21 protein-coding genes are annotated in these 20,469 nt (G+C 47.9%); 7 read left to right on the plus strand and 14 right to left on the minus strand.

The window, feature by feature from the left end:
* Positions 1-64: 64 nt before the first annotated feature.
* Together FSB75_RS15275 and FSB75_RS15280 are read left to right on the plus strand one after the other, a co-directional pair.
* A complete protein-coding gene (locus FSB75_RS15275; protein WP_146789263.1) occupies positions 65-1,282 on the plus strand; it encodes a DegT/DnrJ/EryC1/StrS family aminotransferase in 1,218 nt (405 codons plus the stop codon).
* 124 nt (positions 1,283-1,406) lie between these two features.
* Positions 1,407-2,408 carry a fumarylacetoacetate hydrolase family protein gene (locus tag FSB75_RS15280; RefSeq protein WP_146789265.1) on the plus strand — a complete coding sequence of 334 codons (1,002 nt, stop codon included), beginning with the start codon at positions 1,407-1,409 and terminating at the stop codon, positions 2,406-2,408.
* Between the two features lie 122 nt (positions 2,409-2,530).
* Here FSB75_RS15280 and purH read toward each other — a convergent pair whose 3' ends face one another.
* The 3 genes from purH to FSB75_RS15295 are packed head-to-tail and all read right to left on the minus strand — an operon-like array spanning position 2,531 to position 7,361.
* Positions 2,531-4,039: a bifunctional phosphoribosylaminoimidazolecarboxamide formyltransferase/IMP cyclohydrolase gene (gene purH, locus FSB75_RS15285; protein WP_146789267.1), complete on the minus strand. Its 1,509-nt coding sequence runs from the start codon at positions 4,037-4,039 to the stop codon at positions 2,531-2,533.
* A gap of 38 nt (positions 4,040-4,077) precedes the next feature.
* Positions 4,078-6,147, minus strand: coding sequence for a ComEC/Rec2 family competence protein (locus FSB75_RS15290; RefSeq protein WP_146789273.1), 2,070 nt, complete (start codon positions 6,145-6,147; stop codon positions 4,078-4,080).
* Positions 6,148-6,185: 38 nt separating this feature from the next.
* On the minus strand, positions 6,186-7,361 hold the full coding sequence (locus FSB75_RS15295; RefSeq protein ID WP_146789275.1) for an MFS transporter: 1,176 nt from the start codon (positions 7,359-7,361) through the stop codon (positions 6,186-6,188).
* A 41-nt stretch (positions 7,362-7,402) separates the two neighbouring features.
* Between FSB75_RS15295 and FSB75_RS15300 the strand changes: the two genes are divergently transcribed.
* Both FSB75_RS15300 and FSB75_RS15305 read left to right on the plus strand, forming a co-directional pair.
* Entirely contained in the window at positions 7,403-7,921 is a 519-nt protein-coding gene (locus tag FSB75_RS15300; protein ID WP_146789277.1) for a GNAT family N-acetyltransferase, read from the plus strand.
* 79 nt (positions 7,922-8,000) lie between these two features.
* Positions 8,001-8,630: a hypothetical protein gene (locus FSB75_RS15305; protein WP_146789279.1), complete on the plus strand. Its 630-nt coding sequence runs from the start codon at positions 8,001-8,003 to the stop codon at positions 8,628-8,630.
* 98 nt (positions 8,631-8,728) lie between these two features.
* On the opposite strand, the gene FSB75_RS15310 is transcribed toward FSB75_RS15305, so the two are convergent.
* Together FSB75_RS15310 and corA are read right to left on the minus strand one after the other, a co-directional pair.
* Positions 8,729-10,105, minus strand: coding sequence for an aldehyde dehydrogenase (locus FSB75_RS15310; RefSeq protein WP_146789281.1), 1,377 nt, complete (start codon positions 10,103-10,105; stop codon positions 8,729-8,731).
* Positions 10,106-10,244: 139 nt separating this feature from the next.
* Positions 10,245-11,342: a magnesium/cobalt transporter CorA gene (gene corA / locus FSB75_RS15315; RefSeq protein ID WP_146789283.1), complete on the minus strand. Its 1,098-nt coding sequence runs from the start codon at positions 11,340-11,342 to the stop codon at positions 10,245-10,247.
* 277 nt (positions 11,343-11,619) lie between these two features.
* Here corA and FSB75_RS15320 point away from each other — a divergent pair, with 277 nt between their 5' ends.
* A complete protein-coding gene (locus tag FSB75_RS15320; protein WP_146789285.1) occupies positions 11,620-12,081 on the plus strand; it encodes a DUF983 domain-containing protein in 462 nt (153 codons plus the stop codon).
* A 55-nt stretch (positions 12,082-12,136) separates the two neighbouring features.
* On the opposite strand, the gene FSB75_RS15325 is transcribed toward FSB75_RS15320, so the two are convergent.
* The 9 genes from FSB75_RS15325 to rplM all read right to left on the minus strand — a co-directional run bounded on the left by FSB75_RS15325 (position 12,137) and on the right by rplM (position 19,349).
* Positions 12,137-12,535, minus strand: coding sequence for a response regulator (locus FSB75_RS15325; protein ID WP_146789287.1), 399 nt, complete (start codon positions 12,533-12,535; stop codon positions 12,137-12,139).
* A gap of 7 nt (positions 12,536-12,542) precedes the next feature.
* Entirely contained in the window at positions 12,543-13,838 is a 1,296-nt protein-coding gene (locus FSB75_RS15330) for a PAS domain-containing sensor histidine kinase (protein ID WP_146789289.1), read from the minus strand.
* Entirely contained in the window at positions 13,835-14,161 is a 327-nt protein-coding gene (locus FSB75_RS15335) for a circadian clock KaiB family protein (protein ID WP_146789291.1), read from the minus strand. Before FSB75_RS15335 ends, FSB75_RS15330 begins: the two co-directional genes overlap by 4 nt.
* Before the next feature lies 1 nt (position 14,162).
* Complete coding sequence (locus FSB75_RS15340) at positions 14,163-14,477, minus strand: circadian clock KaiB family protein (protein WP_146789293.1); 315 nt, start codon at positions 14,475-14,477, stop codon at positions 14,163-14,165.
* The gene (kaiC, locus tag FSB75_RS15345; protein WP_146789295.1) at positions 14,461-16,191 is read right to left on the minus strand and encodes a circadian clock protein KaiC; all 1,731 of its coding nucleotides are present in this window, start codon (positions 16,189-16,191) and stop codon (positions 14,461-14,463) included. Before kaiC ends, FSB75_RS15340 begins: the two co-directional genes overlap by 17 nt.
* Positions 16,192-16,433: 242 nt before the next feature.
* The gene (gene tsf, locus FSB75_RS15350; RefSeq protein ID WP_146789297.1) at positions 16,434-17,270 is read right to left on the minus strand and encodes a translation elongation factor Ts; all 837 of its coding nucleotides are present in this window, start codon (positions 17,268-17,270) and stop codon (positions 16,434-16,436) included.
* A gap of 140 nt (positions 17,271-17,410) precedes the next feature.
* On the minus strand, positions 17,411-18,340 hold the full coding sequence (gene rpsB / locus FSB75_RS15355) for a 30S ribosomal protein S2 (RefSeq protein ID WP_146789300.1): 930 nt from the start codon (positions 18,338-18,340) through the stop codon (positions 17,411-17,413).
* 102 nt (positions 18,341-18,442) lie between these two features.
* Positions 18,443-18,832 carry a 30S ribosomal protein S9 gene (rpsI, locus tag FSB75_RS15360; protein ID WP_146789302.1) on the minus strand — a complete coding sequence of 130 codons (390 nt, stop codon included), beginning with the start codon at positions 18,830-18,832 and terminating at the stop codon, positions 18,443-18,445.
* 73 nt (positions 18,833-18,905) lie between these two features.
* Positions 18,906-19,349, minus strand: a complete 444-nt coding sequence (gene rplM / locus FSB75_RS15365) for a 50S ribosomal protein L13 (RefSeq protein WP_146789304.1) — start codon at positions 19,347-19,349, stop codon at positions 18,906-18,908.
* Positions 19,350-19,775: 426 nt separating this feature from the next.
* Between rplM and FSB75_RS15370 the strand changes: the two genes are divergently transcribed.
* Together FSB75_RS15370 and FSB75_RS15375 are read left to right on the plus strand one after the other, a co-directional pair.
* The gene (locus FSB75_RS15370; protein ID WP_146789306.1) at positions 19,776-20,069 is read left to right on the plus strand and encodes a type II toxin-antitoxin system HigB family toxin; all 294 of its coding nucleotides are present in this window, start codon (positions 19,776-19,778) and stop codon (positions 20,067-20,069) included.
* A 5-nt stretch (positions 20,070-20,074) separates the two neighbouring features.
* Positions 20,075-20,443: a helix-turn-helix domain-containing protein gene (locus FSB75_RS15375; RefSeq protein WP_146789308.1), complete on the plus strand. Its 369-nt coding sequence runs from the start codon at positions 20,075-20,077 to the stop codon at positions 20,441-20,443.
* Positions 20,444-20,469: the final 26 nt, after the last annotated feature.

Consider the following 20,469-nt stretch of genomic DNA (forward strand, 5'->3'; position numbering starts at 1 on the left):
GTTGAGGGCATTCCTTCCTACCTTTGCTCCTCTCAATTTCAAATCTTAACTCTCAAATTATTTTATGCCCGGATATGAATTGTGGAGCGATGCGGAACGCAAAGAATTAATGGACGTGGTAGAAAGCGGCGTGCTGATGCGCTACGGTTTTGATGCGCAGCGCAAAGGCCACTGGAAAGCAAAAGAACTCGAACAAGCCATCTGCAACCGTTTTGGTTCAAGACATGCGCAGCTTGTGTCGAGCGGAACAGCCGCACTGACAACGGCGATGGCCGCTTTGGGCATTGGCGCGGGAGACGAAGTCATCATGCCTTCGTTTACGTTTGTGGCAAGTTTTGAAGCCGTGTTGAGCGTGGGTGCCATTCCTGTTTTGGTTGACGTGGATGAAACCCTCACGTTAAATCCCGGTGCTGTAAGAAACGCGATTACACCTAAAACAAAATGCGTCATGCCCGTGCACATGTGCGGCAGCATGGCCGACATGGATGCGCTGCAAAGCATCTGCGCAGAACACGGCTTGTTGTTGCTTGAAGATGCCTGCCAAAGCATCGGCGCTTCGTACAAAGGAAAGAGTTTGGGAACCATCGGCGATGCCGGAACCTTTTCGTTTGATTTTGTAAAAACCATGACCTGCGGCGAAGGCGGCGTGGTGCTGACGAACAGTGAAGAGGTTTATACGAAATGCGATGCTTATAGTGATCACGGCCACGATCACAAAGGCGTTGACCGCGGCGCGGATCTGCATCCTTTTCTTGGTTACAACTTTCGTCTTTCTGAATTGCACGCAGCCGTTGGCCTGGCACAGGTAAAACGGGTAGATGAATTTTTGGCCATCCAAAAAAAGAATCAAACTGCGTTAAAGAATATTCTCTCCGCCATCCCACAAATTTCTTTTCGCAAGCTTCCCGATCCCGATGGCGACAGTTGCACGTTTTTGAGTTGGTTTTTGCCCACCGAAGAACTCACAAGAGCGGTAATAACCGAAATGAAAGCGCAGGGCATTGCCGGTGGAAATTTCTATTGGTTCGACAACAACTGGCACTACATCCGCAAGTGGGATCATTTAAAAAACGCATCGTCGCTTCATCCTTTGCATGATGAGCAACGAAAAGCACTGCAGGCTTTGGCCTCGCAAGATTTTTCTGCATCCGATGCGGTGATGAGCCGCTGCGTTTCTACTTCTATTTCGTTGTTGTGGACGGAAGAACAAGTGAAGGAAAAAGGCGAGAAAATGGTAGCCGCGATTAATAAAGTTTTGGCAAGCGAAAGCATCAACGCTTAAAGTGCTTTGTACAAACATTTATGAAAGCAACCCAAGGGTTGCTTTTTCTTTTGCGTACTGTCATCTTTCATCCGTCATCTGTCATCCATACCTTCCTACATTTGTCGCCTAAATTTCTTCAACCATGAAACTGGTTTCTTACCTCAAAGAAGAACACGATGCGCTTGCGGTTTTGGTGGACGGATTGCTGTACGACATGGAATATTTGCACCCTGATTTGCCCAACACGATGAGCATGTTTTTAAATTATTGGGAAGACTCGGTTGCCTTTGCGCAGGAAGGTGTGCGAATGATTGAAGAAGGCCGCATTGCACAAGGCAAAGGCATCCCGGTTGAAAGCGTTCAGGTGCTGGCACCCGTTCCTTTTCCTTCATCGTGCAGAGATGCCTATGCCTTTCGCCAGCACGTGGAAGCGGCGCGGCGAAACCGCAAAGTGCCCATGATTCCGGAGTTTGATCAATACCCCGTTTTTTATTTCACCAATCACCACGGCGTGAAAGGGCCGGGCGAAGTTTTGTGCATGCCCGATCATTTTGAAAAGCTCGACTTCGAACTGGAAGCCGCGATTGTGATTTGCAAACACGGCCGCAACATCAAAGCCGAAGAAGCGGATGAATACATCGGCGGATTGATGATCATGAACGACCTGAGTGCCCGCACGCTGCAGATGCAGGAAATGCTGCTCAACCTTGGTCCCGCAAAAGGAAAAGATTTCGCTACGACGGTTGGGCCGTGGCTGGTAACGCTGGACGAACTGGAAGAATTTGAAACGGCCGCAAAAGAAGGCCATGTTGGAAAAGCTTGGAATTTAAAAATGACCTGTACCGTGAACGGCGTGCAAGTAAGCGAAGGAAACTTGGGCGACATGGATTGGACTTTTGCTGAAATTATTGAACGAGCATCCTATGGTGTGGATCTTTATCCCGGCGACATCATCGGCAGCGGCACGGTGGGTACGGGTTGTTTTTTGGAACTCAACGGCACCGGAAAACTGAATGATGAGAACTACCAGGAGCAATGGTTGAAAGAGGGCGACGTAGTGGAACTGGAAATTGATGCCTTGGGGACGTTGAGCAATATCATCGTTGCCGAAGAAAGTGATTGGCGTATAATTTCTGAACCGTGATTTGGGTGGATAAAAAAATTAGCAAGAAATAAAAGAGTCGTTCATAACAGAACGACTCTTTCTTTATGAAGGTGTTTTTATTTCCTCCTAATCCTAATAATCTACCCAAATCACGGTTCAGATTAATGCCTGAAATGCCTCAACCCTGTCATCACCATCACTAAATTATTCGCCACGCAATATTCAATGCTGTCTTTGTCGCGGATAGAACCACCGGGCTGAATAAAAGCCGTGATGCCGGCTTCGTGGCCAAGTTGTACGCAATCATTAAAGGGAAAAAACGCATCGCTTGCCATTACCGCGCCGCTTAAATCAAAGTTGAACTGTTTTGCTTTCTCTACCGCGTGGCGCAAGGCATCAATGCGACTGGTTTGTCCGCAACCTTTGCCTACCAGTTGCTTGTTTTTCACCAGCGCAATGGCGTTGCTTTTTAGGTGCTTGCACACAAGGTTGGCAAAGAGCAAATCTTCTTTTTCCCTTTCGTCTGATGCACGTCCGCCCGCTTCTTCCCATTTATCAAAATTGCCGGCGTCTTTGCCTTGTTGCAACGTACCGTTCACGGCATTCTTGTAAATGTTCTTTGTTGTAACTGTGTTTTTAAGTTGAAGCAAAATGCGGTTCTTTTTTGTCTTCAAAATGCTTAACGCTTCGTCGTTATAAGAAGGAGCCAACAACACTTCAAAAAAGATTTCGTTGATGGCTTCTGCCGTGGCTTTGTCAATCTCGCGGTTGCAAACCAGAACGCCACCGAAAGCACTTTCGGGGTCGCCGGCCAAAGCGTGTTTCCAGGCATCGCTTACGTCTTCGCGGCTGGCAATGCCGCACACGTTGGTGTGTTTGATGATGGCGAAAGTTGTGCTTTGGAACTCTTTGATTAATTCAATCGCCGCATCAATGTCCACCAAATTGTTGTAGGAAATTTCCTTGCCGTGCAGTTGTTCGAAGCATTCGTTCAAGTCGCCGTAAAACACGGCCGTTTGGTGCGGATTTTCGCCGTAACGAAGCACCGTTTCTTTTCCCGCGCCAACAACGGTTAGCGGTTCATCAGCGTTGAAATAATTGTTGATGGCAACGTCATAATTCGCTACCACTTTGAACGCTTTTGCAGCAAAGGCTTTTCGTTGCTCAAGGCTGATTTCGCCACTTTGTGTTTGAAGCAATTCAACGAGCTTGCCGTAATCGTCTTTCGATGCAATCACCGTCACATCGGCAAAATTTTTCGCGGCCGCACGAATCATCGAGGGGCCGCCAATGTCTATCTTTTCAATGATTAATTTTTCCTCTTTGGTTTGCACCAGTGTTTCTTCAAAAGGATACAAATCCACGATCACCAAATCAAGCGTTGGAATGTTGTACTGCTGCATTTCCCGCACGTCGGTTTCGTTGCTTCGCCGCCCGAGAATGCCGCCAAACACCGATGGGTGCAGCGTCTTTACCCGTCCGCCCAAAATGGACGGATACGTTGTGAGGCTTTCCACCGGAATCACGTCAATGCCCAAGTCTTCGATAAATTTTTGCGTGCCGCCGGTGGAGTAGATCGTTGCGCCTTGTTCTTTCAGTTGCCGTACAACCGGTTCAAGGCCGTCTTTATAAAAAACAGAAATCAGCGCAGCGGAAATTTTTTTGTTCATGATTGGAGGGGATTGAAATGCGCCGCAAAAGTAGGGCGCTACCAGTTCATTACAAAAGCGCCGTCTTCGCTTACGTTGTAACAGGGAATGCGCAGCGAATCGCAATCCCGTTTCCACAGTGCGGCTTTCCACGCCGGCACCGAGCCATCAATCACAATCTGTTTCACCACAAAAGCATCAAGAACCTTTGAAATATAGAGCTTGGGATTTCTGGAGAGGATCAACACATCAACGGTAAGTTTTGGATTGGCGGTTACCAAAGGCATCGTTTCATTCATCACCACAACCTGCTTGCCGTTCAGCAAAAAACTTTTTGTATCGGCATCCGATTTTTGTGCAGATACGCGGTGCAAAATGCGCGAAGGTTGCAAGTGAAAGTTTCGTGCAAAGTCGTCGTAAAGCAAGGACGTGTCGCCGAGAAAAGCATAATTTCTCCCGTTGATCACGTCAATGGCCGTGTGCTTTGGCACGTTGTAAACAACAAGCTTTTGTTGCCGCTCTGCTTCGCTAAAAGAAACCGTTCTTATCAACATGAAAACGGCAAAAGAAGATAGTGCCGTCCACGCCAAGCGGCGTTGTTTTTCCATCAGCCAATAACAAATTGCCACCACAAAAATCAACAGCAACAGCGTTTGAACAAGATTGATGGAAAGCCCGTTCCATACAGAAAAAGGAACGTTGTTTAACCGTTCAATGTAACTGTTCATCCAGTAAATAAGGTGGTGCAAAGCAGCGCCAACAAGCGCTGCAAGCGGTGTAAAAAAAGACACCGCGCAAAGCAAGATCTCTCCAAGTACAACAAGGCTGCTCAAGGGCACAGCAATAAAATTGGTAAACAAAAAAAGCAGCGGCATTTGGTGAAAATGATAAACGCTGATGGGGATGGTGAGCACCTGTGCCGAGATGGTAACGGCCGTTAGCTTCCAGAAAAAATCAACGGCTTTGTTGGTGAGATGAAACCAATTGTAAACGGGTTGAAAGAAAAGCACAATGCTAAGCACCGCTGTGTACGAAAGCTGAAAGCCAACGTCCCACAACCAAAAGGGGTTGATGCAAAGAAGAACGAGTGCCGAAAACGCAAGGGTGTTGAAAAAATTCGTTCGCCGCAGCGCCAGCTCACCGGCCGCAATTAAACTAAACATCACCGCCGAACGAAGCACCGACGGCTGTGCGCCGGCCAAAATGCTGAACAGCCAAAGCGAGGCAATCACCAGCAGCAAACGAACTGCAACCAATTTTTTAGCCCGCTTCAAAGGCTTTGTCAGCAACATGAGCAGCCAATAAATCAAGCCGAGGTGCAAGCCCGAAATCGCAATGATGTGCACCACGCCGGTGTTGGAATATGCCTGCACTAAATTTTTATCCAGGTCATCTTTGTAGCCAATCAACAAGGCTTCGGCAAGGCCTTGTTCTTTTTCGCCGGGAATGTATTTTTTCATCACGCCAACCACCCATTCGCGGCAGGCAAAAACGGCTTCTGTAAAGACGCTTTTATCGGTGCCGGGCAATAGAACGAAATCATCGCCGGACAAATAAACCTGGTGCGTAATGCCGTTGAAAAGGCAATAGGTTTTGTAATCGAAACTGCCCGGATTGCCCGCGTTTTTTATTTCCTGCAAGGGCCTGTTGAAAAGGATGCGGCTGCCGTATTGCAACGATGGCGGAAGCGAATCTTTTTTAAAATAGAGAATTACATTTCCTTTCACCGGTTTTGCGGAAGAAGAATCGTTCAAGCTTTCGAAGCTTGCCAGGGCTTTGTACGAGTTTGCTTTTTCTACCAGCGGCTCTTCCAGTTTTACGGTAATGCCATTACCCGCTTTGTATTCGCAGCCAATCCAGTGCTTGTTGTTGCGAACGTCTTGTTGCCAAACCAAAAGACCGCCGCCCGCCACAAACAAAAGACAAAGAGCCGTGCCGTTCACCGCACTTAGTTGATAGCGTTTCCGGATGCCGGTAAACGAATAAAGCCCCGCGAAAAGAAAACACACACCAAAGCAAAGAAGCAAAACGGAAAGCGAAAGCTGAACGTTCCATTGCAGCACAATGCCAACGGCCGTTGCGGTCAACAATCGAACAAAAGGTGCTTTGTGCCAAAGCCGTGCAGCCATGCACAAAAGATAAACTGCTTTCGGGGCTTCTGCAAGCCTTAGCTTTCTTTTGCTGGCGAACGAATAACCAACAGAAAATAAAGGGACACCGACAGGGCTACAACCGCCGTTACATAAAAAGCCAGACCGCTGCCGAAACGCTGCCAGAGCAATCCGGTAACCACGCTGGCCAGCAGCGTGCAAAGGCTTTCGCAAGAGGTATAAAAGCCAACTGCCGTGGCCGTGTTGCGGTTGTGCGAGAGATTGGTGATCCAGGCTTTGGCGAGGCCTTCCACCGCGGCGGCGTAAATGCCGTACAGGAAAAAGGCAAGAAAGATTACCGGCGTTGATGGTGAAGCGGCAAATAAAAAATAAACGGTAGAAAACAGCAATATGCCGGCTAAAAAAACATTGCGGATCTTGGTCCTGTCGGCCAGTACACCAAGCGGATAAGCCACCAACGCAAATACCACGTTGTAAAAAATATAAGCGCCAATGGCCAGCCGGTCGTCGCCGGTTACTTCTTTTGTTTTCAGCAAAAGAAAAACGTCCGAACTGTTTACAAGCGACAACACAAGCAATCCCACCACCAGTTTTTTATACGGTGATGATGCAATGCGCCAGTAACCAAAAAAAGAAAAAAAGCCGCCTTCATTCAGCGTAGAGGAAGGCTGTCTTTTTTCTTTCAGCAGAAAAACAAGCGCAACGGACAAAAGGCCCGGAATGCCCGCAAGCAAAAAGATAAGCGCATAATTTTTTGGATAAAGAACAAACAACAACAGCGCCAGCGCAGGGCCAATGGCTGCGCCAAACGTATCCATCGCTCGGTGAAAGCCAAACACCCTCGCCTTGGTTTGCGGCGTGGCATTTTGTGAAAGCAGCGCATCTCTTGCCGCCGTGCGAAGTCCTTTGCCCAAGCGGTCAACGGCACGCGAAAAGAAGATCCACAGCGGATAGGTGAACGCCGCCATCATGGGCTTGGAAACCGCACTGAAAAAATACCCCAGCTTTACAAAAGGCAGCCGCAAGCCGCTTTCGTCGCTGCGTTTGCCAAAATAACCTTTGCTGATGGCGGCTGTAAAATTGGCCATGCCTTCCAGCACACCAATCAGCAAAACCGAAAAGCCGATTTCTTTTAAATACACCGGGATGATGGGGTAAAGCATTTCACTGGCCACATCGGCAAACAGCGAAACAAAGGAGAGGACGAGCACCGTTCGGTTGATGATCTTCACAAAGCGAAAGTAACCGTCATCCCTCAACTAATTTTGGACTCATGAACGTTACGCTTCGCACGGCCACGAAAGAAGACGCCGAACTGATTGCCGACATCAGCCGACAAACCTTTTACGACACGTTTGCCGCCGACAATTCCGAAGAAGACATGCAAAAATTCCTGAGTGAACAATTCACCAGGGGAAGACTGATGTTGGAAGTAGGCGCGGCGGAAAACAGTTTTCTTCTGGCGTATTGCGAAGACAAGCTCGCCGGTTACGCAAAGCTGCGCGATGCAAGAGTGCCGGTAGCTTTGAAAAATGTTCCCTCGCTTGAGATTGCCCGCCTCTACGTATTGCAGGAATTTTTGGGCAAAGGCATTGGCGCCCTGTTAATGAGGGCTTGCCTTGAAACAGCCCGCGAAAAACAAAAGACGGTAGCCTGGCTGGGCGTGTGGGAAAAGAACAAGCGAGCCATCCATTTTTACAGCCGCTGGGGCTTTCAAAAATTTGGCGAATGGGATTTTCTTTTGGGCAATGATTTGCAGCGCGACTGGCTGATGAAGAAAGAACTCGCCTGATTAAAATCCTGTACCCCGTTAACGGCCGTCATTTGTGTTTGCGATTTTGTTTCCCTCCTTTGTCTTTCAAACAAGCAACATGAAAGGCCTTTGTTTTTTTCCGCTGCTCCTTCTTCTTGGTTGTACCGCCACAAAGCTTACGTCGTCGTGGACAGCACCAACAGCCGGCGCAAAAAATTACAGGCAACTCCTGGTGGTAAGTACCGTTCAAAACGAAGACAGTGTTTTGCGCATTGCCATGGAAGACCGTATGGTGGCCGCTCTCAAAACTATCGGATACAACGCCGTAGCCTTTCACCAGGCGTTCAGGCCAGGAGCGCTGCGGTCTATGCGCTACGATTCTGTTCAGCAGCGGCTTTCCGGCAAGGGTATTGACGGTGTGATTACCATTGGATTGCTGGCAAAAGAAAGCGGGAGCACTTATGTAAAGGACCGCGTTTCCGCAAGACCCGAAGGTGCGCCAATGGGCAGCTTCTGGGAATCACCCGCAACCACCGTAAAACAAGAAATCGGCAAGCCCGGTTATTACGTAACAACTACGGAATATTACTGGGAAAGCAATTTTTACGACGTCAACACAATTGCCCTTTTATACAATGCACGCACAACAGCCTTTGACGTTACATCGGCGCAAAGCCTTGCGGGCAAATACGGTAAACTCATTGTAGACGACCTGCAAAAGAATTATGTTCTTACGGCCCGGAAATAAAAAGAGGATGATGAATGACGAAGTATGCCTTGGTCGTTGATCGTTGCTCGATTTCTTCGGCCAACTGCCAACGATCAGCAAACAACGGCTCTTCTTTGTTAGCGGATAATCTTTTTAAACAATTTCAACTTGCCTTCAAAGGGCGGATATTTCACGGCCGGATCAAACCATGTGGGTGTTTTCATCACCGCTTTTTGATGGCTGAAAACAGCAAAGGAATATTCGCCATGATAAGCGCCAATGCCGCTGGCCCCTCTTCCGCCAAAAGGCAGATTAAAATTGGTGAGGTGCCAGGATGCGTTGTTGACGCAGCCGCCGCCAAACGGAACTTCGCGCAGCCAGCGTTCTTCTTTTTCCTTGTTGCTTGTGAACACGTAAAACGCAAGCGGGTTAGAGTTGCGGTTGATGATGCTCTTGGCTTCGTCAAAATTTTCAAAAGAAAGAACAGTCAATACAGGTCCAAAAATTTCTTCGCCCATCACCGTAGCGTCAAGCGGTACGTCATCCAGCAAGGTCGGTTCGATGTAGTGCAGAGACATATCGGTTTTGCCGCCGTAAATCACTCGGCCTTGTTCCATGTATTTTATTAAACGATTGAAGGCTCTTTCGTTGATAATTTTTCCGTAGTTGTAATTGGAAGACGGCTCTTCGCTGAAAAATCTTTTGATGGCCGAAATCAGTTCTCTCACAAAAACATCTTTCGCCGAACGGTGAACCAGTACATAATCCGGCGCTACGCACATCTGGCCCGCGTTGGAAAATTTGGTGAGAGCAATGCGCCGCGCAGCCACTTTCAGGTCCGCATCGCTTTCTACCACACAGGGGCTTTTGCCGCCAAGCTCTAACGTTACCGGTACAAGTTGTTTGGCAGCCATTTCATAAACCGCTTTGCCAACCGCTGTACTTCCGGTATAAAAAACGTGGTCGAAACGGAAATTGTTCATCAGGTCCGGTACCACTTGCGCACCTTCGCCTTCCACGCATAAAATGTATTCGGGCGCAAAAATTTGCTTAATGAGCCTTTTCATCACTGCGGCGGTGGCCGTTGCAAACTCGCTTGGCTTTAGCACCACGCAGTTGCCCGCAGCGATGGCGCCAACGAGCGGCGCAAATAAAAGTTGCAGCGGATAATTCCACGGACCGATGATGAGCACAACGCCCAGCGGCTCTTTGTACACAAAACTTTTGCCCGGAAAATTCAACAGGTTGGTCGCAACTTTTTGCGGTTTCATCCAACGGTGCACGTGCTTTAAAGCGTGCCGTATTTCAGCTTGCACAAAACCAATTTCCGTCACCCAGCTTTCTTCTTTGTTCTTTTTCAAATCGGCGTAAAGTGCCTGCATCAATTCGTCTTCGTACTGTGTAATTGCGTTGCGCAAAGCCTCCAGCATTTGTTTGCGAAAAGCATACGGTTGCGTGGCGCCGCTTTCAAAATAACGACGCATCTTTTGCAGCGGTTGAATGGAAGATTCCATAAAACAAAAGTAGGTTGGAGAATCGTGCTACGGGCAGCATTGGTACTGTGGAGCCGGCGTTGCGGCGCTCCATTTATCGTTCTGTTCTTCTATCATCGTTCTTCTGTCTCCGCAGGAGATAAACTTTGGTGGCGAAACCTTAAAACCACCCTCGCTTCCGAAACATGCGCAGCATCCAAACCGGTATCAACAACATGGCACCCACGGCTACCATAAAACCCCATTTGTTGTGCAGCAGCGGAATGCTTTCGAAGTTCATGCCGAAGATGCCGCCGATAACGGTTGCGGGTGCAAGCAGGCAGGTAACGATGGCCATCACTTTCATTACTTCGTTCATGCGCAGGTTTACGTTGTTGATGTAGAGGTCTTGCATCGAAATCATCACGTCGCGGTAGTTTTCGCTGAGGTCGTAGGCCTGCACAATGTGGTCGTAAACGTCTTTGAAATATTTGGTGGTACGGTCGTCAAGCAATTCGCTCTCGCTGCGAATGATGGCGGCTACCATGTCGCGTACGGGGCCGATGTTGCGCTTGAGAATAATCAGCTCTTTGCGCAGTTGGTTGATCTTTGCCAACGTAATGGTGTTGCTGTTCCGGATCACTTCTTCTTCTACCGCTTCGATGCGTTCGCCGAGGCGTTCCATCACCAGGAAATAATTGTCAACAATGAGGTCGAGCATGGAGTAACAGAGATAATCAGCGCCGCGCTGCCGAAGCTTGCTGTTGTGCATCTTCAGTTTTTCGCGAATGGGATTGAACACGTCGCGTTCGGGATCTTCCTGAAAGGTGATGACGAAATTTTTTCCAAGCACGATGGAGATTTGTTCGGTCTCCACCGCGTCGTGTTTGTGGTTGTAATAAAGCATGTAGAGCAGGCAGTAAAAGATGCCTTCCACTTCGTCGGTTTTGGGGCGTTGCGCCACGCTTAAAATGTCTTCGGTCAAAAGCGGGTGAATGCCGAAGTGTGCGGCCAGATTTTCTACGTCGGCGCGAACAATGCCGTCAATGTTGATCCAACTGATATGCTTGTTTTCAAGGTACTGAAAGCTTTCCTCTACCGTCTTTAAGTGGTCCTCGGTAAAGCCATCCGCGTTGTAATCGTAAACGGTTACAAAGCTTTGCTTTGCATCTTGCCGGCGCGTTTCAACAGTAGGATTAACGTCCACAATTTTCTTGGTTCGCTGCGTGCCAAACAAAGTTGTCGGCACGAGGTAGCGGATGTAGTGCTTTGCTTTCACGCTTGTAGAAATTTGAAGGAAGATAGAACAATGCGGTGTGAGTTGGCGCGAAGTAGTGAAGGTATTGCCTGTACGTTTTCTCCGGGGAATAAAGCCGGCGCTATTCTATAGCCACCGTTTTGCTTGCGTAAAAAAACAAGGCTCCTCATAAACAGGAACCGTAGGCCCGGCTCCTCTTGCAACCAGGGAATTTGCTCTCAATACACCACCCGTCAACTTCAAACCATAAACCACAAATCTCTCTTGGTATCTTTACGGCTCATTTAACTCCAGCCGAATGTGTGCAACAGTCAAAGATGAAAAACCCAATCTTATTTTAAGCGTCCTTCGTTGCAAATGTCCGCGTTGCCGAAGGGGCGATATGTTCCGGGAAAAAAATCCGTACAAGCTGAAAACCTTTATGAAGATGAACGAACGCTGCCCGGTGTGCGGCCAGCCCTTGGACATGGAGCCGGGTTTTTATTTTGGTACCAACATGGTAAGCTATGCGCTGGCGGTTTTGTTTTCCGCACTAACGTTGGTGCTTTGGGCATTAACCATTGGCTTGTCAACAACTGATTCACGTTTTTTTTGGTGGATGGGCATTAACGCGGCCTTGCTTGTATTGTTGCAGCCCGTGCTCATGCGTCTTTCCCGCGCCGTGTGGATTGTGTTTTTCATTCCGTACAGCGCTAATTGGAAAGAAGGCGATGTGATAGAACCGGAACGGGTAAACAAGGAGCAGGCCGGAAACTGGTAATGTTTTACTGTAGAAAAAGGAGGGATTGCGTAATCTTTCCGGTTGGCTTTACACCTTAACCAGCGGTTGCAAACAGCGCATCCAGCATTTCGTTGTATCCTGCTTTTGAAAGCGGTTTCGGAAACACAAGGCAGGCGCCCGATTCGGCACCGCACTGAATAAGATTTTCATCGGTGAACGTGGAGTAAATCATTACCGGAATGTGCGAGAAACGTTCATCGGCCTTTAATGTCTGCAAAGTTTGCAAGCCATTTTTCCGCGGCATGTTTTGATCAAGTATTATGTAGTGGGGCAAGTCATTTTCGTAGGAAAGATTGTTCAGGGCCTTTAGCAATTCCTCGCCGTTTTCAACGATGGGCAACAAAACCACATCGGTGCGCAACTGCAAGAAATCGGTAAAAAATTGTTGGTCATCCGCATCGTCTTCGGCTATTAAAATTTTTCGCTTTACCATTGATTGTTCAGACAGGGTTTTGTGTGAAGGGCAAGATAATTTGAAACTCCGAACCTTCGCCTTCTTTGCTTACGGCGTTAATGAGCCCGTTGTGTTTTTCAACAATTTTTTTTGCGATGGCTAGTCCAATTCCCGTCCCTTCGTATTTGTCCTTTGAGTTTAGCCGCTCAAAAAGTGAGAAGATGTGCTGCACGTATTGCTGGCCAAAACCGATGCCGTTGTCTTTAAAACAGAGAAGAACATAATTGCCGTCTTTTTGCTCCGCTGCGGCAAATGATTTCTCGCCAATGCGTTTTGCTTTAACGTCAATAACCGGATTGATGCCGGGCTTTGTAAACTTCAGCGCATTGCTGACGATATTTTGAAACACTTGCCGTATTTGCCCTTTGTTTGCCGCCAGCGTAGGCAATTCACCGGAACGAATGATGGCGCCTTTTTCAGCAATCAACAATTCGAAATCTTCTTTTATATCGGCTACAATTTTATTCAGATCCACCTGTTCAAAAGTGTGGTCGTTGGCCGAAAGCTTGGAGTAATTAAGAATGTCAATAATGAGCGTCTTCATACGCGAAGACGACTCGATAATTTTCTCCAGGTACTTTTTTGCCTCCGGCGACAGCGCCTCGTTGCGTTCTTTTAAGAGGTTGGAAAAGATGGTGATTTTGCGCAACGGCTCCTGCAAATCGTGCGAAGCAATGGAGGCAAACTGCTGCAGATCGTGATTGCTTGTTTCCAATGCACGGTTGCTTTCTTCCAACTTTAGATTGTTTTCGTGCAGTTGCTGTTGCGCTCTTTTTTGTGCGGTCAAATCGGTAAGAATGATGCTGAGCGAAATGCCTTCTTCCAGGGCCAAGGTGGTGAGTGAAAGCTGTACCGGGGTTTTGTCTTTTCCGGCAATCAGAAGCACTTCACCTTTGCAATCTTCTTTCCAGCAGTGCTCGAAAAGCTGGTTGTAGCGGGGGCGGTTTTCAGCCGCTACAAAATTTTGAAAAAGCAAGCCGATCACATCCGATAAAGAGCAACGGACCATGGACGCAAATTGTGAATTGGCATACAGGATAAGCCCTTCCTGGTTTAAGGTAACAGCACCTTCGGTCATCTTTTCTATAAAGACGCGGTAGGTTTGATCGGCGGACTTCAGGGTATAAATCTGGTGGCCGTTGCTGCCGTGTACAACCAGCGCATCAATCTGCCCTGTGCGAATGGCCTCAAGGGTTTCGGTTGCTTCGTGCAACTGAAACCGCAGTTCTTCCAACTCTGCCAGCAACTCTTCTTTTGTTTTGTTTGGGTGTTCAGTTCTCACGGTTGTGCAAGGCCTAATATTTTTAAAACTTTTTCGGTGTCGGACAGGTCGCCAATCAATTTTCGTTCGGGCGGTGGAAGTTTTTTAACGAGCAGCGGCAGGGCAATGAGTTGTTCCTTTTGTGCCAGTTCCCGCTGTTGGTACACATCAATGATTTCCAGCCGGTAATTTCCTGCTAAATGGTCGTCGCAAATGTCTTTAATGTTCGTCAATGCCCGAACCGAATTGGGCGTTGCGCCGGTGATAAAAAGCCGGAGTACATATTCTTTCGCGTGTCTCTCTTTCTCAATGTCCTCAATATGCGGTTCTACTTTTTTCTTCATTCTATTTTTTTACCGGGCGAATGTTGAGGCCTACAAGAACTTTTTCTTCGTTGGACAAATCGCCGATGATTTTGCGGATGGGCACGGGCACTTTCCGCACCAGGGTCGGGATAGCGAAAATTTGGTCGCCGGCTGCCAATTGCGGGTGCACAAGTAAGTCAATGACCTCAATGGTATATTGACCTTCCATGTGTTCCTCGCAATATTTTTTCAGGTTGGCCAGCGCCGTTACTGACTTTGCTGTGTTGCCCGCAATGTACAACCGCAGTTCCCATTTGTTTGCTTTCTTTTCAGCCGTTTTACTTGCTTTTGCCATTGCCCGTGTTTTTACTGTGCCGGTTTTGAATGAGCTGCCTGCGGTTCTTTTCCTGAATTTCCTTGCGAATGTTTTCTTCGATGTAGGACTTGTTTAATTCATCCTGCACCGATTCAAACTCTTCTTGCAGGGATGCGATTTTTGCTTCCAACACTTTCCGTTTGCGTTGTATCTCTATGTCTTTGCGATTGATGGCGTGACTGCGCAATACTTCGCCCGTGGCTTCGCTTAACTGCTGTGCCTCGCGGGCCGATCCGGTTAACACACCGTCGGGGCCAAGATACACATCCACCAGGCTAACGCCGCTGTCGTTTATCACAAACTCACGAACCTGGTTGGAATGCTTCATGCCTCTTGATTTCATGATGTACAAACCGCGGTTGCGTTCCCCGTTTGATTCAAGGTCACGCACCAGCAACCATGCATCCACCAAAGAGGAAACGCCTTCGTCGGTTTGCTCGTTCACGACGGTGTTTAACGACAGCGCCGTAAACATGACCGTTATCTGCTCGGTTTGTAAAAAATCAATGAGGCGAATGAGCATGGACTTAACCTCGCTGATAGAGCCTATGGTAACGAGGTTGGTAATGGGGTCAAGAATAACCGCCCGGGGCTTGAAGCGTTTTATGTGCTTGTGAATGGCCACCAAGTGCATTTCCAATCCGTTCAGCGTCGGGCGGGCTGCGTGCATTTCCAACAGGCCTTTATCAATGTGCTGTTTCAGGTCAATTCCGATGGAAAGCATGTTGCGAACGATCTGCTGCGGCGATTCTTCAAAGGCAAAATAGAGACATCGCTCTTTGCGCCGGCAGCTTTCGTTGGCAAACACGGCAGCAATGCTTGTTTTGCCGGTACCGGCCGTACCCGAAACAAGGATGGAGCTGCCGCGGAAAAAACCTTTGCCGCCAAGCATTTTATCCAAGGCCGGTATGCCTGAAGAAATGCGTTGCGAAGAAACATTTGCATTCAGCATTAAAGACGTGATGGGCAACACCGAGATACCGTCTTCGTCAATCAGGAACGGGTATTCGTTTGTGCCGTGCACCGAACCGCGGTATTTAACGATGCGCAAGAGACGCGTAGAAATTTGGTTGGCAACACGATGGTCCAACAAAATCACGCAGTCCGAAACGTATTCCTCCAGGCCTTGCCGTGTTAGGGTTCCCTCGCCCTTTTCCCCGGTGATGACGGCCGTTACGCCTTTGTCTTTTAACCAGCCAAACAAGCGGCGCAACTCGGCGCGAAGAATAGCTTGATTGCTCAGTCCCGAAAAAAGGTTTTCGATTGTATCAAGCACCACGCGTTTGGCGCCGATGCTGTCAATGGCATAGCCCAGGCGAATGAACAAACCATCGAGGTCGTATTCGCCCGTTTCTTCAATCTCGCTTTTATCTATGTACACATGATCGATACGAACCAAGCCGTCTTTTTGCAATTTGGCCAGGTCAAAACCAAGCGAGGCTACGTTGATTGCCAGTTCCTCGGCCTTTTCTTCAAAGGCTATAAACACGCCGGGTTCACCGTGCTCAGTAGCGCCTCTAACAATAAATTCCGCTGCAAATAAGGTTTTGCCACAGCCGGCAGCACCGCATATAAGCGTAGGCCGTCCCGTGGGCAAGCCACCGCCGGTAATTTCATCCAATCCTCGAATGCCGGTAGGGGTTTTGGGCAATGGTTTTCTCCCGACACTTGTTGCTTTTGTTTTTAAAGGCATAAATGGAAGTCTTTATATTCTTTCAAATGTATGTAAATAGCCAAGGCAAAAAGGTCTTGAAAAGAAAGAAGCGCGGCAAGCGCTATCGTGTCATAGAGTTATCAAAATCGTGCCCGCCTTTTTGGCTGAACGTTGCTTGATTAGACGAAACTAAAAGCACAAGATCATCGGCAAAGCTTTCAATAAATACAAAAATGCCACCTGCTTTCGGCAGGTGGCATTTTTGTATTTATTGAAAATGATTATCCCAACGCTACACGCTTGAATTCGATCACCTTCACATCGCCAGCGCCTTTTAAATAATCGCCAACGGATTTGCCGTTGTCTTTTACAAAAGGTTGTGCCATCAAGGTATTTTCTTTGAAGAAGGCGTTCAGTTTTCCTTCGGCAATCTTTCCGATCATCTCATCGGTTTTCCCGGCCATCTTCGGATCTTGCTTCATTTGCTCCACCACGATGTTGCGCTCACGTTCGATGGTTTCAGCAGAAACAGAGTCCGCGTCTACAGCCAGGGGATTCATGGCCGCAATTTGCATGGCCACATCCTTGCCTGCTTCGGGGGCTTCTTTGCTCAGGCCAACCAATACACCCATGCGGTACGCACCGTGTATGTATGAAGCTACATAAGGCGCTTCAATTCTTTCGAAACGGCCTACGCCGATTTTTTCACCAATGGACGCAAGTTTGTCGTTGATCATGTCCGACACTTTTGCACCGTTTACGGTTACGTCGTTTAACTCCTCAGCGCTCTTCACGTTGTTGGAAACCGCCGCATCGGCAATGCTTTGCGCGAAGGCTACGAAGTCTGCGTTCTTCGAAACAAAGTCTGTTTCGCAAGTGATGGAAACAATGAAACCCGTTTTGTTGTCGGGCGTTGTTTTGGCAATCACAACACCTTCTTTCGCTTCGCGATCGCTACGCTTGGCCGCAACTTTCTGGCCTTGCTTGCGCAACCAATCAATAGCGGCTTCAAAATCGCCGTTTGTTTCCGTCAACGCTTTGCGGCAATCCATCATACCGGCGCCGGTAGCCTGGCGAAGTTTGTTTATATCCTGTGCGGTTATTGTTGCTGTTGACATAAGATTCAATTTGACAAGTTGAAAATTCGACAATGTGCCAATGGAAACCATCAGCACATTGACTATATAATTCGAATGTATTTGTAAGAAACGATTGCTCTTGAATAATTTGCTAATTGGCGAATTGCCGAATTGTCAAATTATCTCCTTCCGCCACCGGGACCACGCCCTGGACCACGGCTGCCTGCACCGGCACCGCCGCGGCGTTGACCACCTTGTCCGCCAGCACCCGGTCCACGGCCAGGACCGCCTTGTCCGCCACGGCCGCCGCGTCCACGGCCACCGGCTTCAGATTGTGCTTCGGCTTCCAGGCGTGCTGCACGGCGTTCGTTTTCGGCATCGTTTGCCGCATCATCGCCTTCGTCATCTTTTGCTGCCTGACGCTCGGCCAAACCTTCGGCAATGGCTGCTGTGATGTAATTGGTGAGGATAGCAATTGATTTTGTCGCGTCGTCGTTTGCGGGAATGGCAAAGTCCACTTTGTTTGGGTCGCAGTTGGTATCTACCAGGCCAAAGGTTGTAATGTTAAGGCGCTTCGCTTCAGCCAAAGCAATGTGTTCGTGGCCGATGTCAACGATGAACAAAGCAGCGGGAATACGGCCTAAGTTGGCAATACCACCCAATACTTTTTCCATTTTGTCTTTGTCGCGGGTGAGTGTCAAACGCTCTTTCTTGGTAATGGAGTCGAATGAACCGTCGCCCAACATTTTTTCGATGCTTTGCATCTTCTTCACGCTCTTGCGAACGGTGTTGAAATTGGTGAGCATGCCGCCCAGCCAGCGTTCGGTAACATAAGGCATTTGCACACGCTGAGCGCATTCGGTAACGATGTCTTTTGCCTGCTTTTTGGTGCCGACAAACAAAATCTTTTTACCGCTGCGGGCAATTTGCTTCAGGGCTGCGGCGGTTTCCTGCAGGCCTTCCACGGTTTTATTGAGGTCAATGATGTGAATGCCTTTTTTCTCGGCAAAGATGAAGGGCAACATCTTGGGGTTCCACTTCTTTTTCAGGTGACCAAAGTGTACACCCGCTTCGAGGAGCTGCTGTTGCAACGAAGTGTTTTGTTCCATTTGAATTTGTGTTGTGATGTTTTGAATTTGTTTGAAGCTATCAGCTTTCAGCAATCAGCTATCGGGAGAACTGAAAGCTGACTGCCGACGGCTGATGGCACATTATCTCTTCGAGAACTGGTAGCTACGACGAGCTTTCTTCTTACCGAATTTCTTCCTTTCAACCGAACGCGGGTCACGTTTGAGAAGGCCGGCTGCTTTCAGTGCGGGACGGAAGTCAGCGTTGATTTCAACCAACGCACGGGCAATGCCCAGCATGGCGGCTTCTGCCTGGCCTTTTACGCCGCCGCCAACGGCGTTGATTTTTATGTCAAACTTGTCGGCAGCTTCCACGGTGCGAAGCGGGCGGTCAACCTGGTTTTGCAGGTAAACCAGTGAAAAATATTGTTTGTAATCTTTATCGTTTACGGTGATGTTGCCCGAACCTTTGGAGACGAAGACGCGGGTTACGGCTTCTTTCCGGCGGCCAACACTGTTTTTTTGCTTTTCCATTTTTATTAAGCTTTAAGCTTTCCGCGTTGAGCTTTCAGCGAAGTGCTGATTACTGACGGCTGATTGCTTTGGTTTAGAACTTCAATTCTTTTGGTTGTTGCGCTGTGTGTGGATGCTGGTCGCCGGCATACACAAATAATTTTTTGTACATCTGGCGTCCGAGGCGATTTTTTGGCAACATGCCTTTTACCGCTCTTTCAACCAATACCTCAGGTCTGCGGCGCTGAAGATCTTTGGCGATTTCTTCCTTACGGCCACCCGGATAACCGGTGAAGTGGTCGTACACTTTCTCGTCCATCTTGTTGCCGGTGAGGGTTACTTTTTCTGCGTTGATGACGATAATGTAATCGCCGGTGTCAACGTGCGGGGTGTAGTATGCCTTGTTCTTGCCGCGAAGGATTGCTGCAATGCGTGCACACATACGTCCCACGGTTTGATTGGTACCGTCCACAACATACCAGTTGCGCTGTACGGTAGCCGCGTTTGCGTGTTTGGTGGTGAAATGTAATTTGCTCATGATTGTTTGTTTAAACTGCGGCCATCCCCGCAGCGTTTTTTAATGAGGCGCGAATGTAGGCTTCTGATGCTATTCAAGCCAAGGATTTAGACGTCTATTTTTGTATCACCATTTCCAACGCATTGAAAAACAATAAAATTTTTGACAGGTTTTTGAAAAGGTTAACGAAATGACGGCAGATGATAGGATATTGGAATAAGGAGGAATCGTTGGACGGACTATGTTATTATGAAACTTTTGTTGCAACGTTCCGTTCATCGTTTGATAGGTATTAAGGAAATGAAGTTGGCAATTTGCCAACCCGTATTTATCTTGCATTCAGTTTATCAAACTAAACCAATCTTGTCTTAGTTTAAGATGGTAAGCACCTCGCCGCTGTGGCTTAAACAGAGAACAGAAATTCATTACGTTTAAAAGCAACGGCCAATGCTTATCGTCAATTTAGACAAGCTCAACACTTTCAACAAAAAACACGCAGATGCCCGCAAAAGCATCTCAACGTGGATTAGCACAACCGAAGAAGCAACATGGAAAAAGAAGCAAGATGTTCTTGATGATTTTCCAAAAGCAAAAATGATAAAGAACAACAGGGCACGGTTTGAGATTGTGCACAACACCTACCGCTTGATTGTCTTTATCAACTACGATGCGGAAACAGTGGTAATTCGATTTATTGGAACGCATACCGAGTACGACCGGATAGACCCGGAAACGATTTAAGAATTATGAAGCAATGGTCGATTATAGAAAACGAAACGCAATACAAGGCGGCGAAAGAACGCTTTGAAGAAATCTATGAAGTTGACAAAACCTCACCTGATTTTCACGAAATGATGTTGCTCGCTTTATTGATCAATCAATACGAAAAAAAACAGTTCAGCTTTCCATCCGTCGACCCCATCGAAATGATCAAAATCCGCATGGAGGATTTTGACTACAAACCTGCCGACCTTGCCAAAGCTTACGGGGACAAAGGCACTATCAGTAAAGTGCTTAACTACAAACAACCGCTCTCACTAAACATGATTCGCCTTTTCAGCAAAATGCTTCGCATTCCTGCTGATGCACTTATCAAAGAATACAAGTTGCAATAAGTTTTTGCTGACCCCGACCGTAGTCT

It is taken from the genome of Flavisolibacter ginsenosidimutans (assembly GCF_007970805.1).
GTDB lineage: Bacteria > Bacteroidota > Bacteroidia > Chitinophagales > Chitinophagaceae > Flavisolibacter > Flavisolibacter ginsenosidimutans.

Coding starts and splice junctions, on each gene's coding strand:
- rplM (WP_146789304.1), bottom strand. CDS start 19,349: ATGAGCAAATTACATTTCACCACCAAACACGCAAACGCGGCTACCGTA.
- FSB75_RS15370 (WP_146789306.1), top strand. CDS start 19,776: ATGCTTATCGTCAATTTAGACAAGCTCAACACTTTCAACAAAAAACAC.
- tsf (WP_146789297.1), bottom strand. CDS start 17,270: ATGTCAACAGCAACAATAACCGCACAGGATATAAACAAACTTCGCCAG.
- FSB75_RS15280 (WP_146789265.1), top strand. CDS start 1,407: ATGAAACTGGTTTCTTACCTCAAAGAAGAACACGATGCGCTTGCGGTT.
- rpsB (WP_146789300.1), bottom strand. CDS start 18,340: ATGGAACAAAACACTTCGTTGCAACAGCAGCTCCTCGAAGCGGGTGTA.
- kaiC (WP_146789295.1), bottom strand. CDS start 16,191: ATGCCTTTAAAAACAAAAGCAACAAGTGTCGGGAGAAAACCATTGCCC.
- FSB75_RS15375 (WP_146789308.1), top strand. CDS start 20,075: ATGAAGCAATGGTCGATTATAGAAAACGAAACGCAATACAAGGCGGCG.
- FSB75_RS15290 (WP_146789273.1), bottom strand. CDS start 6,147: ATGGCTGCACGGCTTTGGCACAAAGCACCTTTTGTTCGATTGTTGACC.
- FSB75_RS15340 (WP_146789293.1), bottom strand. CDS start 14,477: ATGGCAAAAGCAAGTAAAACGGCTGAAAAGAAAGCAAACAAATGGGAA.
- FSB75_RS15300 (WP_146789277.1), top strand. CDS start 7,403: ATGAACGTTACGCTTCGCACGGCCACGAAAGAAGACGCCGAACTGATT.
- rpsI (WP_146789302.1), bottom strand. CDS start 18,832: ATGGAAAAGCAAAAAAACAGTGTTGGCCGCCGGAAAGAAGCCGTAACC.
- FSB75_RS15325 (WP_146789287.1), bottom strand. CDS start 12,535: ATGGTAAAGCGAAAAATTTTAATAGCCGAAGACGATGCGGATGACCAA.
- FSB75_RS15320 (WP_146789285.1), top strand. CDS start 11,620: ATGTGTGCAACAGTCAAAGATGAAAAACCCAATCTTATTTTAAGCGTC.
- FSB75_RS15335 (WP_146789291.1), bottom strand. CDS start 14,161: ATGAAGAAAAAAGTAGAACCGCATATTGAGGACATTGAGAAAGAGAGA.
- purH (WP_146789267.1), bottom strand. CDS start 4,039: ATGAACAAAAAAATTTCCGCTGCGCTGATTTCTGTTTTTTATAAAGAC.
- FSB75_RS15310 (WP_146789281.1), bottom strand. CDS start 10,105: ATGGAATCTTCCATTCAACCGCTGCAAAAGATGCGTCGTTATTTTGAA.
- FSB75_RS15275 (WP_146789263.1), top strand. CDS start 65: ATGCCCGGATATGAATTGTGGAGCGATGCGGAACGCAAAGAATTAATG.
- FSB75_RS15305 (WP_146789279.1), top strand. CDS start 8,001: ATGAAAGGCCTTTGTTTTTTTCCGCTGCTCCTTCTTCTTGGTTGTACC.